The sequence below is a fragment of the Streptomyces sp. NPDC048637 genome (assembly GCF_040650675.1).
Lineage (GTDB): Bacteria > Actinomycetota > Actinomycetes > Streptomycetales > Streptomycetaceae > Streptomyces.
This window is the reverse complement of sequence record NZ_JBEZHQ010000009.1, coordinates 98848-114122: the sequence shown is the minus strand read 5'-3', so window position 1 is coordinate 114122 and position 15275 is coordinate 98848. Positions and strand designations below refer to the sequence as shown.

Sequence of the window (15275 nt, the reverse complement as noted above, 5' to 3'; positions counted from 1 at the left end):
TCCCGCCTGCCCTCACCTTGCCAGGAGTCACCCATGCCAGTGCATGCACAGACGTCAGACGGCGGACCGCGGCCCGGCCGGCTGCGGGACCGGGTCGCCCTGGTGACCGGCGGCGCCTCCGGGATCGGCGCCTCGTGTGCGCGGCGACTGGCCGCGGAAGGCGCTGTGGTGGTGGTCGCGGACCTCGACGAGGACGGTGCGACCCGGGTGGCCCGGGAGATCGCCGCGGCCAGTGGCACCGCCCTGCCCCGCCGCGTCGATGTCACCGACCCGGACAGCGTCACCCGCGTGGTCACGGAAGCCGCTGCCTTGCGCGACGGCCTGCGGATCGCGGTCAACAGCGCCGGAATCAACGGCCCCCTCAGCCCATTGGCCGAACTCCCGCCCGCCGACTTCGACGCCGTGATGAGGGTGAACCTGTACGGCGTCTTCCACGCGATGCGCTGCCAGCTCCCCGCGATGGACGCCAAGGGTGGCGTCATCGTCAACCTCGCCTCCGTAGCGGCACATTCGGGCTTCCGGGGGCACGCCGCCTACGCCGCCGCCAAGCAGGGTGTCCTCGCCCTGACCCGGACCGCGGCGCGCGAACACGCCGACCACGGCATCCGCGTCGTGTCGGTATCGCCGGGCGTCGTTGACACCCCCATGGTCACCTCGCTGCCGCCCGGAGCCACCGACAGCCTCCTCGCCGCCGTCCCCCTGCGGCGCACCGCGCAGCCGGCCGAAGTCGCCGCACTCATCGCGTTCCTGGTGTCCGACGACGCCTCGTATGTGACGGGCAGCGACCATGTCGTGGACGGCGGTTACCTGGCCAAGTAGCCGAGGTCGGCTCAACGTTCGCCGGCGCAGGGCAGGACAGCGGGGCCCGCCGTACGGCGTGCAGCAGGAGTCCTCGTTCCGTCGTTTCGCCGCTTCGCCGTTCAGTCGTTCCGTCGTTTTTTCGCCGTTCAGCCGTTTCGTGCCCGCGCCCGACCGGCCACGCACGTGGCGCGGACGCGGCGGGGACCGCGCGGGGCGTGGGGGTGCCCGGTCAGCGCTGCATGGACCGTACGGCCTCGACGGCGCGGTTCACCGCCACGGTCAGCCCCGGGGCGCCCATGTGGACGGGCCCCGCGAACTCGTCCGCGGCGGTCCTGGCGAGGTGGGAGAGCCACTCCGGATCGCTCGACGCGAAGTGCGTGAGCACCAGTTCTGCCGCGCCCGCCGCCCTCGCCACCTGGCCCGCGTCGGCGCCGGAGAGGTGGCCGTGGCCGCTGCGGTCGGTCTCAGCGAGGGTCGCCTCGGCGAGCAGGATGTCGACTCCGGCGGCCAGTTCGGCCAGCGCCGGGGTGACGCCGGTGTCCCCGGTGTAGGCCAGGGTTCCGCAGGGGGCCTCCACCCTCAGCCCGCAGTTCGGCAGGACGTGCCGCAGCTCCTGCGGTGTGATGGCGCAGTCGCCCGCCTGAAAGCTTTCACCGGGGGTGTATTCGCGGACGTCGAACGCGACCTCGAAGGCCCGGTCGAGCAACGGCAGTGTGGTCACCGGAAACAGTGCGCCCCACCTGTCGAACAATTCCCGCGCGCCCGAGGGAACATACAGCGGTACGGGCCGGCATTCGTCTTCGAGGCGCGGCGGGCCGCCCTGCACTTCGAGTAGACCGTTCAGCAGCGACTTTCCGATCGGCAGCAGGTCATAGCAGTGATCGGAGTGGAAATGGCTGATCACCACGGCGTCCAGGGACGACGGCGGTGCGACGGCGCTCAGCGCGACGGCCGTTCCCGGGCCGCAGTCGATGAGCAGGCGCGCGCCGGCGGTGTCCACCAGATAGCCGGAACTCGGCTGTCCGTCCGCCGGCATTCCGGCCCGGCATCCAAGAACGGTGAGCTGCATGGCGATGTCCGATCTACTCGATTCCCCGCTGTTCTCCGCGCGGGGTCGATGGATCGAGGGCCCACGTCGGCGATGTGAGTGTGCCCGATATTTCTCCCTCACCCGGTCATGATTGGACTGGACAACCGGTCCATGGGTGTTCGCTATCGTGACGTGTGTCGTGACGCGCGTCGTGACGCGTGTCGTGACGCGAAGTCAGAGGGCGAGGGCCCATCAGAGGTCGAGGACCAACTGGGGCGACCTGGCCCGCGACACACAGAGCATCATCGTCTCCCCGGTCGCCCGCTCCTCCTCCGACAGCACCGAGTCGCGGTGCTCCACCTCGCCCGCCAGCACCGTGGTCTCACAGCTGGCGCAGGTTCCCTCCCGGCACGACGACGGAACGTCGATGCCCACGGTGCCGAGGGCGTCCATGATGGACTGCTCCGGCCCGACCCGGACGGTGGCGCCGGTGCTGGCGACGCGGACGTCGAACCCCTTGTCCGGCGCCGCGGAGGGCTCCTGCGGACGTGGCTGGAACCGTTCGATGTGCAAGGTGCCCACCCGCCGCTCGTCCCACAGGCGCTCCACGGCGGCCAGCAGCGGTTCGGGACCGCAGCAGTAGACGGCGGTGTCCGGCCCGGCGGCGGCGAGGATACCGGCCAGCGGCAACAGCCCGTGCTCATCCTCGGGCAGCACCCGTACGCGCGCGCCGTAGCCGTCGAGATCCGGCAGGAACGCCATCCGCTCGCGCCGCCGGCCGCCGTAAAACAGGTCCCATTCCGCGCCCTGCTCATGTGCCGTACGGACCATCGGCAGTACCGGCGTAATACCGATACCGCCCGCGATGAAAAGATAGTGCGGCGCGGAGACGAGCGGAAAGTTGTTGCGCGGGGCGCGCACCAGCAACTGAGAACCGGCTGTCACGCTCTCGTGCAGAAAGCGCGAGGCACCACGGCCGTTCTCCTCGCGGAGAACCGCGAACCGATAACGGCCGGAATCATCGGGGTCGCCGCACAGTGAATACTGGCGGACCATTCCGGGATCGGCGTCGGTGACGAGTACATCGATATGCGCGCCCGGCGCCCACTTCGGAAGCGCCGCACCGGCCGGATGGACCAGTTCAAAAGAGCGCACCTCCGCCACTTCGTCGCGGACGGCCGCAACGTCAAGTGCCGTCCAGTCAACCAACGTCGTCACGGTTTCTGTCCTCCTCATATCAGTGCATCGGCAGTTTCTCCGAAGGCGAGCGGCGCAGGAGATCACGGACCGGAATCCACTCGGCCGATTGGTTCTGGCAATGACACCGGCACGGGCCGTGGTGCTCTGGCGGAATGGTCGCGGCATACCGGTCGACGACCGCGGTGATGCCGGCGTTGACGACTGCGCCGACGACCGCGCCGACGACCCTGTCGATGACTGCCCAACGAGGAGGAGCCCGAGGTGCCAAGCCCGCAGGAACTCAGCGTATCTACCCGCACTTTCGTCCAGGAGCGCGTCCTCCCCATCGAGCGGGAGCTGGTGGTGGACGGCCGTCCGATGGACGACGCCCTGCGCCTGGAACTCCAGAAGGCGGCGAAGGAAGCGGGTGTCTTCGGCCCGATGTCCGCCGTCGAGCACGGCGGCCTCGGCCTGGACATGCGCGGCGCGGCGCTGGTCATGGAGGCCGCGGGCACCAGCCTGATCGGACCGCTCGCCCTCAACTGCTCGGCGCCCGATGACGGCAATATCCACCTCCTGGCGCACGCCTGCGACGAGGAGCAGGCGCGCCGCTACCTCGCCCCGCTCGCCGCGGGCGACGTGCGCTCGGCCATCGCCATGACCGAGCCCGCCCCCGGCGCCGGTTCCGACCCGCGCATGCTGATGACCGTCGCCGAGGAGACCGCCGACGGCTGGGTGATCAACGGCAGGAAGCACTTCACGACCGGGGCCGAGGGAGCCGCGTTCACCATCTGCGTGGCGAACACCGGCGACGGCGCCACCCTGTTCCTGGTGGACCAGGACAACCCGGGCATGAAGGTGGGGCGGCGCATGCCGACCCTGGACCACAGCAACCCGGGCGGCCACAGCGAGGTCGAGTTCGACGACTGCGTCGTGCCGAACAGCGCGGTGCTCGGCGAGGTCGGCCGGGGCCTGGACTACGCGCAGGCCCGGCTGGCTCCGTCCCGCCTGGCGCTCTGCATGAACTGGCTCGGCCTCGCCACCCGGGCGCACGAGATGTCCGCACGGCACATCGGGACCCGGACCGCCTTCGGTGTGCCGATCTCCGAACACGGCATGGCACAGGGCCTGGTGGCCGACAACGAGATCGACATCATCGCCTCCCGGGCGCTGATCCACTCCACCGCGACGGTGCTCGACGAGGAGGGCCCGCTCAGCTCGGCCGCCCGGCACGCCGCGTCCGTCGCCAAGACCTTCGTGGCCGAGGCAGTCTGGCGGGTCCTCGACCGGGCGGTGCAGCTGCACGGCGGGCTCGGGGTCTGCGAGGACCACTTCGTGGCCCGCTTCCTCATGGAGGCCCGGGCGGTCCGGATCTACGAGGGGGCGTCGGAGGTGCTGCGCTGGTCGATCGGCCGCCGGGTCCTGCGGAACGTCCAGAAGTGACCATGCAGGAACCGAGTATGCAAGGGATGACGAGCGTGACGACCGAAGTGAAGACCCCGGCCGGCGGCGCCTACTCCGCCGCGTTCGGCGACATCGACCCGGCCGACCCGGACTACGACGAGATCCGGCGCATCGCCACGACCCTCGTGCCGTTCGGCAACCACGCCGACGTACGGGTCACCGAGATCGGCCCGGACCGTGCCGTCGTGGAGATCCCCGACGAGCCGCACCTGCGGAACCACATGGACACCGTGCACGCAGGAGCCCTGTTCCTCGCCGCGGACATCGCCGGAGCGGCCGCCTTCCTCGGTGCCGTTGCCACCCGGCTGCACGCCATCCGGCGCTTCGTGCTGCGCGACAGCAGGACCGCCTTTCGGAAGCCGGCCATCGGCCGGATCCGGACCATCGGGATGATCGACGAGCGGGTGCTCCGCGAGGTGCTGGCCGCCGAGGGCGAGCAGCGGTTCGAGGTGGACGGCAAGGCGCTGATGTACGACGACGCGGGGCTGCTCGTCGCCAAGGCCAGCTTCGACTACGTCGTCGATGTTGCCGCCGGCCCTGGCTGGGAGCAGTGATGTCCGCTCCCGGGGCGAACTCCGCCGAGAATTCCCGGACGGGCGGCGCGACGGGTCCGGCAGTGGTGGACCCTGCCGCGGACCCTGGTGCGGGTGCCGCGCGGACCGGTAAGCGGCCGTCCGAGTTCAGCACCCTCGAAGACCTCCGCCTGACCACGCCGGACGGCGCGGCGTTCGTCATCCGGGTCCTGCCGCAGCCGGACCCAGCAGCCCCGGTGGTGCTGGTCCTGCCCGCGATGGCGATGAAGGCCAAGTTCTATCTGCCGATGGCCAAGGCCCTGCACGCCGCGGGCCTCGCCGTCGCCACCGTCGACCTGCGCGCCCAGGGCGAGAGCACCCCGGCCCTGAGCGAGGCGCCGGAGTTCGGCTACCGCGAACTGCTCGAAATCGACCTGCCCGCCATCGTCGACGCCGTGCACGAGCGCTTCCCGCAGGCGCCGCTGCACCTGTTCGGGCACAGCCTCGGCGGTCAGGTGGCGCTGCTCTTCAGCGCCACCGCGCCGCACAAGGTCGCCGGCGTCACACTCATCGGCACCGGCAGCGTGTACTGGAAGGCGTTCGGGCCCCGGCGCTGGATCGAGGCGCTGTGGAAGATCCAGTGGATCGGCCTGGTCGCCAGGGTCACCGGCAAGTGGCCCGGCGGTGTGCTCATCCCCGGCGCCATGCAGGGCCGGCTGATGGCCGACTGGTCCCGCCACTCGCTGACCAGCCGCTACCGGCCGAAGGGCCGCAGCCACGACTACGACAGGAAGCTCGCCGAGCTGAAGCTGCCCGTTCTGGCGATCTCCCTCGACGAGGACCGGCTGGGCCCGAAATCCAATGTCGACTTCCTGTGCGGCCGCATCGCGTCCGCCGAGGTGACGCATTGGCACATCGACGCGTCGTCGGCCGTCGCCCACCGCGACCACTTCGAGTGGATCAAGGACAGCACGGTGATCGGCAGCGAGATCGCCGGGTGGATCCTGGACGGACGGCGCCCGCGGTGAAGCTCTACACCGCCGCCCGCGTCCTCACCGGGGACGGGGAGGTACTCCCCGGCGGCGGGGTCGTGACCGGCGATGGAGTGATCAAGGCCGTCGGCAGGCTCGGCGAGCTGCCGACGGCCGCCGAGCGGGTCGACTTCCCGCACGGCACGCTGCTGCCGGGCCTGATCGACGCGCACGTACACCTCGCCATGGACGGCGGGGACGACCCGGTGTCCGTGCTCCGCGCGGCGGACGACACCGCCCTGCTCCACACCATGCGGCGCAACGCCCGTGCCCTGCTGGCCGCGGGCGTCACCACCGCTCGCGACCTGGGCGCCCGCGGCTTCCTGGACGTCGTGCTGCGCGACGAGATCACCGACGGCGTCAGCCCCGGCCCCCGGCTGCTCACCGCCACCCGGCCCCTCACCTCGCCCGGCGGCCACTGCTGGTACCTCGGCGGGGAGTGCCGGGGCGTCGACGCGATACGCCGCGGCGTGCGCGAGCGGCACCTGAGGGGCGCCGACCTGCTGAAGATCATGGTGACCGGAGGGAACACCACGCCCGGGTCGAAGGCCTGGCTGCACCAGTTCACCGACGCCGAACTCGCCACGGCCGTCTCCGAGGCGCACAGCCTGGGCATCCCGGTTGCCGCGCACGCGCACGGCGCCGACGGCATCCGGGCCGCCGTCGTCCACGGCATGGACACCATCGAGCACTGCACCTGGCAGACCGAGCACGGATTCGACGGCTACCTGCCCGCCCTCGCCGACGCGATCGCGGAGGCCGGCATCCCGGTGTGCGGCACGTTCCATCCGCTGCTCGCGCGCGACGAGGCGTACGCCGAGCAGCGCCGCCGGGTGGTGACCGACATGCGCCGCCGCGGTGTCGCGTTCATTGCCGGGACGGACGCCGGTATCCGCGACACCCCGCACTCCGCGTACGCGACGGCCCTCGCCACCATGGCGGGCTACGGCTTCACCGCCGCCGAGGTGATACGGGCCGCCACCGTCGATGCGGCGGCCGCCCTGGGCGTGGCCGGATCGACGGGCAGCCTGACGCCGGGCCGGAACGCCGACCTGGTCGCCGTGCACGGCGACCCGCTGACCGACCTGTCGGCGCTCGCCATGCCCGCGCTGGTCGTCGCCAGGGGCAGGGAGTACCGGCCGGAGCGGGCGGCGCGCAGATGACCGCTCTGGACCGCGCCGGGGCCGATCTGCCGACCGTGACCGGCGGGCTCAAGTGGACCCGGCATGCGCCGGACGTGCTCGCGGCGTGGGTGGCGGAGATGGACTACGCGACCGCGCCGCCCATCCGGGACGCCATCGAGGCGGCCGTGCGGCGCGGGGCGTTCGGCTACCCGGACGACCGCTCCCGCCAGGACCTCGTGACCGCGTGCGCCGACTGGCTGGGCCGTACGCACGGCTGGCAGGTGGCCCCCGAGCAGGTGTACGTGCTGCCCGATGTACTGCACGGCGTACAGGTCGCCATCGAGGAGCACTCCCCGGCCGGAAGCCCGGTGATCCTGCCGGTGCCCGGCTACCCGCCGCTGGCCGACGCGGTCCGTGTCTGCCGGCGGCCGCTGTTCGAGGTGCCCATGACCAGCGCGGACGGGCGGCCAACGCTCGATCTCGACGCGGTGGACCGCGCGTTCGCCGCGGGCGCCCGCACCCTCGTGCTCTGCAACCCGCACAATCCGCTCGGCACGGTCGCCGAGCCGCATGAGCTGCACGCCGTCGCCGCCGTGGTCGACCGGCACGGCGGCCGGGTCGTCGCCGACGAGATCCACTCCCCGCTGGTCTTCCCGGGCCACCGCCATGTGCCGTACGCCGCCCTGTCGAAGACGGCGGCGGACCACACGGTCACCCTGGTCGCCGCCTCCAAGGGGTGGAACATCGCCGGGCTCAAGTGCGCCCAGGCGATCGTCACCCACGAGCGCGACCGCGCCATCTGGTCGGCGCTGCCGACCGTACGGACCTGGGGAGCCGGCCTGTTCGGCGTCGTCGCCTCGGAAGCGGCGTACCGTCTCGGCGGCCCCTGGCTGACCGGGGTGCTGCGCGCCCTCGACGTGAACCGGCGGCTGCTCGCGGACCTGCTGGACGAGCTGCTGCCCGCCGTCCGGTACCGCCTCCCCGAGGGCACCTACCTTGCCTGGCTGGACTTCCGCTGCCTCGGCCTGCCCGAAGAACCGGCCGAGTTCCTGTTGCGGGAGTCGAAGGTGGCGCTCAGCGCGGGCCGCCCCTTCGGCGAATCCGGGGCGGGCCACGCCCGGCTGAACCTCGCCACCTCACCACGCATCCTCGAACGGCTCGTACGGGCCATGGCCGAAACGGCGGGAAAACGACGGTGAAACTGAGCCTGGTCCGGTACGCCTGGCACACCGCGGAGCCGGTGCACGCCCTGCTCTACTACGCGCCGGAGACCCGGGCGGCGACCGTGCCGCTGGAGCTGCCCGGCCGGTGGATGTGGTACTTCGGCTGCCGGGCGGCGCCGCTGGGGGCCGTCGGCGCCGCCACCGCGACATCGGTGTTCTTTCACCTGGCGCCCGCGATGGTGTCCCGCTCGGTCCCCGCGCTGTGGCAGCACGCGAGCCCGGACGACTTCCTCCGGGCGCGGCGCACCGCCGTGGACGCGGCGCTGCGCCGATTGCTGGGGCCGTTGGTGGAGTCCCCGGGCCTGGCCCGGGCGGCGGAACTCGCCACCGCCGCCGCATCGGTCGTGGACGGCGAGGGCGGCCGTCCGCTGGGGACGGCCAACGCCGCCCTGCCGGTGCCGGACGCGCCGCACCTGGCGCTGTGGCAGGCGCTGACGACCCTGCGCGAATACCGCGGTGACGGACATGTCGCGGTGCTGGTCGGCCTTGAGATCGACCCCTGCGCGGCGCATGTGCTCGCTGCCGCGTCGGGACGGTCGCCGGAGTCCGACGCGAAGCAGTACCACAAGTGGACCGAGTCCCAGTGGGCCGCCGCGCTGTGCGAACTCGGCCGGCGCGGCTGGCTGCGCGCGGACGGCAGGCTCACGGCGGCCGGTGCCCTCGTCCGCGAGCGGATCGAGACGGACACCGACCGCCTGACGGCCCGGCCCTACCGCGAGCTGGGGCGGGCGCGCACCGAGGAGCTAGTCGCGGCTGTGCGCCCGTTCTCCGACCTGGTCATGGCCGCGGGGGCCGTGCCGGTCCCCAACCCCGTCGGCTTCGACTGGCCGCCCGTCAGAAGCGGGGCAGGCCGCGGCGGTGACACCCTCCCGCCGCGCTGACCCCTTGGGCAGGACCACGGCGGTCAGTACCGCCGCGAGCCCCGCGGCCACAGCGGCCACCACGAAGGTCAGGTACATCGAATGGACCGTGCCACCGCGCTCGGGCGACAGCAGGCCCGCCAGCGCCACCCCGAGGACCGCACCGAACTGCCGGAAGGTGTTCACCGTGCCCGACGCGGTCCCGGCGAGGCCCGGCGGCACATCGCCCATCATGGCCTGGAGCGCCACCACCCCGCTCGACAGCGGCACGCCCGCCCCGAGCAGGAGCAGCGCCCACGCGTAACCGGGGTAGCCGACGCCGGCCTCCACCAGGACCAGGCCCGCCAGGCCGACCGCGACGCACACCAGGCCGGTCACCATGGTGCGGCGGGTACCCCACCGGGCGACGACCGACGAGGCGCCCACCGCGGCCACCGCGAGACAGCCGAACAGGGTCAGAAAGCGCAGACCCGTCTGGAGGGCCGACAGCCCCAGCGTGCCCTGAAGGTATGTGGTGAGCAGGAACAGCACCGCGTACAGCCCCAGCAGGCCAAGGAAGTTGACGGTGCAGGCGATGGCCGCCGTCGGAACGCGCAGCAGCCCGGGCGGCAGCATCGGCTCCGGCGTCCGGGTCTCCCACCAGCCGAACAGCACCAGGGCGAGCACGCCCACGGCGAGCAGGCCGAGGATCGGCCAGGACAGCCAGCCCCGGTCACGTCCTTCGATCAGCACGAAGGTGAGCGCGCCACCACCGCCGACGAACAGCAGCTGGCCGAGCACGTCGACGCGCCGGGCGCCGCCGGTCCGGGGCGCGGCCGGCAGGGTGACGAGCAGACCGGTCAGGGCGACCAGACCGATGGGGATGTTGATCCAGAACATGCTGCGCCAGCCCGCGCTCTCGACCAGCAGGCCGCCGAGCAGCGGTCCGAGCGCCAGCGCCACACCGCTGGTGCCACCCCAGATCCCGATGGCCCGGGCGCGCTGCCGCGCATCGTCGAACAGACCCGAGGTCACCGCCAGGGACAGCGGCACGACGGCGGCGGCGAACACCCCCTGCGCCGCGCGCGCCGCGATCAGGGCACCGACGCCGGGTGCCAGCGCGCAGCCGGCCGAGGCCAGGGTGAACCCCGCGATGCCCAGGCCCAGGACGTTTCTGCGACCCAGCCGGTCGCCCAGCGAACCCGCCGTCAGCAACAGGCAGGCGAAGGCCAACGTGTAGGAGTCCAGCAGCCATTGCCCGGCGGTCGCGCCGCCCCCGACGTCCGCGCGAAGAGCGGGCAAGGCGACCGGAGTGATGCTGGTGTCGAGATAGACCAGGAAAGTCGCTGCACACAGGAATGCAAGTACGAGCCGAGAACGCATGGTTTCCATGCTGACCGGGCGCACGAGGCCGGTTCGTTCTCCATTCCTTTCTCCACTCGGCTGATTGAATAATTCAATCATCGCCGTGCGAACTGCATTCATCAGAGGTGGTTTACCTCGAATACATCTATGGCTGTTGTGGTTCTCTCGAACAATAACCCGGCGTGTGAAAGGAATTGAGCGGTGAGCCGACTACGCATCGAGGGTGTGACCAAAAGCTTCGGCCGGACCGTTGCCGTCGACGGAGTCAGCCTGGATGTCGGCCACGGCGAGTTCCTCGTCCTGCTCGGGCCGAGCGGCTGCGGTAAGTCGACTCTGCTGCGGATGATCGCAGGGCTCACCCCGCCGTCCGCGGGCCGCATCCTCTTGGACGAGGCCGACATCACGCACACCCCGCCGCGCGACCGCGACCTCGCCATGGTCTTCCAGAGCTACGCTCTCTACCCGCACCTCAGCGTGGCCCGTAACATCGGCTTCCCGCTGCGTGCCCGCCGCCGGCCGAGGGCCGAGATCCGGGCCGGCGTCGCGGCCGTCGCCGAGGTGCTCGACCTCGGCGAACTGCTCGACCGCCGGCCGAAGGAACTGTCCGGCGGCCAGCGCCAGCGGGTCGCGCTCGGCCGGGCGCTGGTACGCGACCCCGGCGCGTTCCTCATGGACGAGCCCCTGTCGAACCTCGACGCCAAGCTGCGCGCCTCCACCCGCGCCGAGCTCACCGGCCTGCATTCACGGCTCGGTTCGACCTTTGTGTACGTCACGCACGACCAGGTCGAGGCCATGACCATGGCGACGAGGATCGCCCTGCTCAACGGCGGCCGCCTGGAACAGATCGGCAGCCCCGCCGAGGTCTACGACGAGCCCGCCTCGGTCTTCGTCGCCGGGTTCCTCGGCTCCCCGCCGATGAACCTGATCGACGCCCGGGTCATCAGCAGGGACGGCGAACTGCGGGCGGTGGCCGAAGGCATCGACGTGCCCCTCGGCATCGCGGGCGACCTGCCCCCGCGTGATGTTGTGCTGGGCATCAGGCCCGAGCACGTCACGGCGGGCGTGGAGATGCCGCGCGCGACGGTACGGGCCGTGGAGAACCTCGGCAGCGACGAGGTCGCCCACTGCTCCGTCGGCGCGGCCGAGGTCGCGCTGCGCGGCCCGCGCCCGCTCGGTGTCGCCGCCGGCGACTCGCTGGGACTCGGCGTGGCGCCCCACCATGTCCACCTCTTCGACCGGGCCGGCGGACGCCGGCTGGTCTGGCAGAACGACCCAAAATCCGAGCCCTCTTCCGACTCGCTTTCCCGATTCCCCGTGTCCGCAGTGGACGTGGGGGCGCCCGCTTCACCAAGGAGCATTCCGTGAACAGAGCCCGTTTCCGTCTCGGTACCACTTTGGGCATCGCCGCCGTCCTGTTCGGCACCTCGGCATGCGGCGGCCTCGGCGACGCCCCGGACGAGAAGTCCGGTTCTTCGCCGGTGCCGGAACTCAAGCCGAACCAGAAGGTGTCGATTACGTTCGAAAGTTACAACTTCGGCCAGGCGGGCCCGTGGACGGACACGTTCACCGCACTTATCAAGAAGTTCGAACAGGCTCACCCGAATATCAAGGTCACCGCACAGAAGCCGCAGGGCAACAGCCCCAACCCGGCGGCGGACGCGGTCTCCAGCGTCCAGAACGAGACCGCTTCCGGTAACCCGCCGGACGTCGCCCAGCTCGGCTTCGGCGACCTCGACTACGCCGTCAACGGCCTGGGCGCCAAGCCGCTCGACGACCTGGTGGGCAAGTCCGCGGTGCGGAAGAACTTCGCCGGTGCGCACCCGTACGCGGCGAAGGCCCGGACGCTCGGCGACTGGAAGGGCAAGACCTTCGGCGTCCCGTTCGTCTTCTCCACCCCCGTCCTCTACTACAACGCCACGCTCTTCAGGGAGGCCGGACTCGACCCCGCCAAGCCCCCGAAGACCTGGGGCGAGGTGGCGAAGGACGCTCTGGCCATCAAGAAGAAGACGGGCAAGGACGGCCACTACAGCGACTGCCTGACCAAGATCGCCACCGACTGGTGCTGGCAGAGCATGGTGCGCTCCAACGGTGGCCGGGTCCTCTCGGAGGACCGTGCCAAGCTGACCTTCGACCAGCCGCCGGCCGTCGAGGCCGCGAAGACCGCGCAGCGCATGGTGAAGTCCGGGGCCACCCCGAAGCTGAGCCAGGAACAGGCCTACAACGAGTTCGCCCGCGGTGGCATGGGGATGATCCTGGAGACCAGCGCGATCCAGGGCGTCTTCATGAAGGGCGCCAAGGACAAGTGGGACCTGCGGGCCACCACCTCGCCCGGCTACCAGGGGAAGACCGTCATCCCCACCAACTCCGGTTCCGCGCTGTTCGTCTACTCCAAGGACCCGGCCAAACAGCGCGCCGCGTGGGACCTCATCACGTTCCTCACCAGCGACGAGGCCTACACCATGATCTCCAGCAAGATCGGCTACCTGCCACTGCGCACCGGCCTGGTGGACGACCCGAAGGGTCTTCAGACCTGGGCCAGGCAGAACCCGCTGATCCGGCCCAACCTGGACCAGCTCGCGCGCCTCGAACCGTGGCAGTCCTTCCCCGGCAAGAACTACATCCAGGCGCGCAACGAGATGCTGGACGCCGTGGAGAAGATCGTCTACCAAGGCGCCGACGCCCAGTCCACGCTCACGGGCGCCCGGAAGCAGGCCTCGAAGCTCCTGCCGACGGGATCCAAATGAGCGATCCCGAGCTGACCTTGGTGCAGTTCAGCGACACCCACATCCTGCCCGAGGGTGAGCTGATGCACGGCCAGGTCGATACGCTCGCCAACCTTGAGGCCGCCATCGAGGTGGTGGCGGCCTCCGGCGCGGAGGTGTCCACGCTGCTGCTGACCGGCGATCTGACGGACAGCGGCTCACCCGAGGCGTACCGGCGGCTGCGCGCCGCGGTTGAACCGTTCGCGCGGCGGATCGGCGCGGAGGTGGTGTATGCGGTCGGCAACCATGACCATCGCGCCGCCTTCCGGGCCGAACTGCTCGACGGGCCGGACGGCGACGGAACGGACGGCGGTGGAACGGGTGGCGGCGAGCCGCCGGTGGACCGTGTGCACTGGGCGGGCGGACTGCGGATCGTCGTCCTGGACAGCAGCGTTCCCGGGCGGCACGACGGCCATCTCGACCCGGCCCAGCTCGATTGGCTGGCCGCCGAGCTGTCCCGGCCCGCTCCCCTGGGCACGGTGCTGGTGGTGCACCACCCGCCGCTGCCCTCCCCGGTGCCCACCGTCCATCTGCTGCGGCTGCGCGACGCCGGCCGGCTGAGCGCGGTCGTCGCCGGGAGTGACGTCCGGCTGATCGTCACTGGGCACGCCCACCACACCGGTTCCGGCATGCTCGGCGCCATTCCCGTATGGGTGTCGCCCGCGCTCGCGTACCGGGTCGACGCGATGTCCCCGCGCGGCAGGCTGCGCGGCATCAAGGGCGCCGGGTTCAGCAGGATCGACCTGATCGACGGCAGTCTGGTGACCACCGCCCTCCCCGTCGAGCAGGGCCCGGCCGTGTACGACGACGAGCGCGACCGGATGGTGCGCTTCATCAAGGACCTGACGCCCGAGACGGAGTGAGAGAGATGTTCATGGAGGTTCCCGCGCCGCCGCGGGTGCCGGATGCGGCACCCAGGGCGGCGCGGCCCTCGCTGCCGCGTGTCGTGCTGCGCGGGGCGCCGCCGTATCTGTACCTCGCACCGGCCCTCATCCTGCTGGGCATCTGGGTGTACCGGCCGCTGGCGCAGACCGCCCAGCTGTCGTTCTACTCCTGGAACCTGCTGCCCACCACGCCGATGGAGCCGGTCGGGCTCGACAACTACCGGCGGATGCTGGACTCCCCGGAGCTGGGCGATGCGCTGTGGCGCACCGTCGAAGTGATCCTGGGTCTGCTGCCGTTCTCCCTTGTCATCCCCGTCGTCGTCGGCCTGCTCACCCGGCAGCTCGGCGGCCGGGCCAAGGCCGTCTACCAGGCCCTGGTCTTCGCGCCCATGCTGATTGCGCCGGTCGCCGGCGCCGCCGTCTGGGGATGGCTGCTCGACCCGCGCGGCGGCGTCGTCAACCGGGCCACGGGCACCTCGGTGAACTGGCTTCAGGAGAGCGGCTTCGCCCAGATCGCCATCATCCTCATCACCGGCTGGCATGTGCTCGGCTTCGCCGTGATCATCGTCTCCGCCGCGCTCTCCGGCATCAACGGCGACTACTCCGACGCCGCCGCCCTCGACGGCGCGTCGCGCCGGCAGATCACCCGCTGGATCACCCTGCCGCTGCTCTCGCCGACCCTGGTCTTCCTGACGCTGATGACCGTACTGCTGTCCGCTCAGTGGACGTTCCCGCTGATCGACTCGCTCACCCAGGGCGGACCGGCCGACTCCACCACCAACGTCTACTACCTGCTGTGGGATTACGGCTTCCGCAGCTACGACGCGGGCATGGGCGCAGCGGCCGGGATGCTGCTCTTCGTCGGCTTCGGGCTGGTCGCCGCCGGGCTGGTGTGGCTGTCGGAACGCCTGGCCTTCCACGACAACTGACCGACGACCGACCCGGTGACCGTCACCACGTCTGAGGACCGTCACCACGTCTGAGGACCGTCACCACGTCTGAGGACCGTCACCACGTCTGAGGACCGTCACCACGTCTGAGGACCGTCACCACGTCTGAGG

At 71.2% G+C, this 15275-nt stretch carries 13 protein-coding genes; 10 read left to right on the top strand and 3 right to left on the bottom strand.

The window, feature by feature from the left end; translation table 11 throughout:
- Positions 1 to 33 precede the first annotated feature (33 nt).
- Positions 34 to 819 (top strand): SDR family NAD(P)-dependent oxidoreductase, encoded by a 786-nt coding sequence (locus AB0C46_RS14745; RefSeq protein WP_362828191.1) that lies wholly within the window; start codon positions 34 to 36, stop codon positions 817 to 819.
- 211 nt (positions 820 to 1030) lie between these two features.
- On the opposite strand, the gene AB0C46_RS14740 is transcribed toward AB0C46_RS14745, so the two are convergent.
- On the bottom strand, positions 1031 to 1870 hold the full coding sequence (locus AB0C46_RS14740) for an MBL fold metallo-hydrolase (protein ID WP_362828190.1): 840 nt from the start codon (positions 1868 to 1870) through the stop codon (positions 1031 to 1033).
- A gap of 213 nt (positions 1871 to 2083) precedes the next feature.
- The gene (locus AB0C46_RS14735) at positions 2084 to 3049 is read right to left on the bottom strand and encodes a PDR/VanB family oxidoreductase (RefSeq protein WP_362828189.1); all 966 of its coding nucleotides are present in this window, start codon (positions 3047 to 3049) and stop codon (positions 2084 to 2086) included.
- A gap of 243 nt (positions 3050 to 3292) precedes the next feature.
- Between AB0C46_RS14735 and AB0C46_RS14730 the strand changes: the two genes are divergently transcribed.
- Genes AB0C46_RS14730 through AB0C46_RS14710 form a run of 5 tightly spaced genes read left to right on the top strand, consistent with a single transcriptional unit; the run spans position 3293 to position 8340 of the window.
- Complete coding sequence (locus tag AB0C46_RS14730) at positions 3293 to 4453, top strand: acyl-CoA dehydrogenase family protein (protein WP_362828188.1); 1161 nt, start codon at positions 3293 to 3295, stop codon at positions 4451 to 4453.
- Between the two features lie 26 nt (positions 4454 to 4479).
- Positions 4480 to 5028 carry a DUF4442 domain-containing protein gene (locus tag AB0C46_RS14725; protein ID WP_362828187.1) on the top strand — a complete coding sequence of 183 codons (549 nt, stop codon included), beginning with the start codon at positions 4480 to 4482 and terminating at the stop codon, positions 5026 to 5028.
- Positions 5028 to 6014: an alpha/beta fold hydrolase gene (locus AB0C46_RS14720; protein WP_362828186.1), complete on the top strand. Its 987-nt coding sequence runs from the start codon at positions 5028 to 5030 to the stop codon at positions 6012 to 6014. The genes AB0C46_RS14725 and AB0C46_RS14720 overlap by 1 nt, the downstream gene beginning before the upstream one ends.
- Positions 6011 to 7180: an amidohydrolase family protein gene (locus AB0C46_RS14715; protein ID WP_362828185.1), complete on the top strand. Its 1170-nt coding sequence runs from the start codon at positions 6011 to 6013 to the stop codon at positions 7178 to 7180. Before AB0C46_RS14720 ends, AB0C46_RS14715 begins: the two co-directional genes overlap by 4 nt.
- Positions 7177 to 8340, top strand: coding sequence for an aminotransferase class I/II-fold pyridoxal phosphate-dependent enzyme (locus AB0C46_RS14710; RefSeq protein WP_362828184.1), 1164 nt, complete (start codon positions 7177 to 7179; stop codon positions 8338 to 8340). The genes AB0C46_RS14715 and AB0C46_RS14710 overlap by 4 nt, the downstream gene beginning before the upstream one ends.
- A 767-nt stretch (positions 8341 to 9107) precedes the next feature.
- Here AB0C46_RS14710 and AB0C46_RS14705 read toward each other — a convergent pair.
- A complete protein-coding gene (locus AB0C46_RS14705) occupies positions 9108 to 10586 on the bottom strand; it encodes an MFS transporter (protein ID WP_362828183.1) in 1479 nt (492 codons plus the stop codon).
- A gap of 183 nt (positions 10587 to 10769) precedes the next feature.
- Between AB0C46_RS14705 and AB0C46_RS14700 the strand changes: the two genes are divergently transcribed.
- The 4 genes from AB0C46_RS14700 to AB0C46_RS14685 are packed head-to-tail and all read left to right on the top strand — an operon-like array spanning position 10770 to position 15143.
- Positions 10770 to 11933 (top strand): ABC transporter ATP-binding protein, encoded by a 1164-nt coding sequence (locus AB0C46_RS14700; RefSeq protein WP_362828182.1) that lies wholly within the window; start codon positions 10770 to 10772, stop codon positions 11931 to 11933.
- Positions 11930 to 13312 carry an ABC transporter substrate-binding protein gene (locus tag AB0C46_RS14695; protein WP_362828181.1) on the top strand — a complete coding sequence of 461 codons (1383 nt, stop codon included), beginning with the start codon at positions 11930 to 11932 and terminating at the stop codon, positions 13310 to 13312. Before AB0C46_RS14700 ends, AB0C46_RS14695 begins: the two co-directional genes overlap by 4 nt.
- On the top strand, positions 13309 to 14193 hold the full coding sequence (locus tag AB0C46_RS14690) for a metallophosphoesterase (RefSeq protein ID WP_362828180.1): 885 nt from the start codon (positions 13309 to 13311) through the stop codon (positions 14191 to 14193). Before AB0C46_RS14695 ends, AB0C46_RS14690 begins: the two co-directional genes overlap by 4 nt.
- 5 nt (positions 14194 to 14198) lie before the next feature.
- A complete protein-coding gene (locus AB0C46_RS14685) occupies positions 14199 to 15143 on the top strand; it encodes a sugar ABC transporter permease (protein ID WP_362828179.1) in 945 nt (314 codons plus the stop codon).
- Positions 15144 to 15275: the final 132 nt, after the last annotated feature.

Bases quoted from the DNA above. Each gene is read 5' to 3' on its own strand.
- AB0C46_RS14745 (WP_362828191.1), top strand. From the start codon at position 34: ATGCCAGTGCATGCACAGACGTCAGACGGCGGACCGCGGCCCGGCCGG.
- AB0C46_RS14740 (WP_362828190.1), bottom strand. From the start codon at position 1,870: ATGCAGCTCACCGTTCTTGGATGCCGGGCCGGAATGCCGGCGGACGGA.
- AB0C46_RS14725 (WP_362828187.1), top strand. From the start codon at position 4,480: ATGACGAGCGTGACGACCGAAGTGAAGACCCCGGCCGGCGGCGCCTAC.
- AB0C46_RS14720 (WP_362828186.1), top strand. From the start codon at position 5,028: ATGTCCGCTCCCGGGGCGAACTCCGCCGAGAATTCCCGGACGGGCGGC.
- AB0C46_RS14710 (WP_362828184.1), top strand. From the start codon at position 7,177: ATGACCGCTCTGGACCGCGCCGGGGCCGATCTGCCGACCGTGACCGGC.
- AB0C46_RS14705 (WP_362828183.1), bottom strand. From the start codon at position 10,586: ATGCGTTCTCGGCTCGTACTTGCATTCCTGTGTGCAGCGACTTTCCTG.
- AB0C46_RS14690 (WP_362828180.1), top strand. From the start codon at position 13,309: ATGAGCGATCCCGAGCTGACCTTGGTGCAGTTCAGCGACACCCACATC.
- AB0C46_RS14685 (WP_362828179.1), top strand. From the start codon at position 14,199: ATGTTCATGGAGGTTCCCGCGCCGCCGCGGGTGCCGGATGCGGCACCC.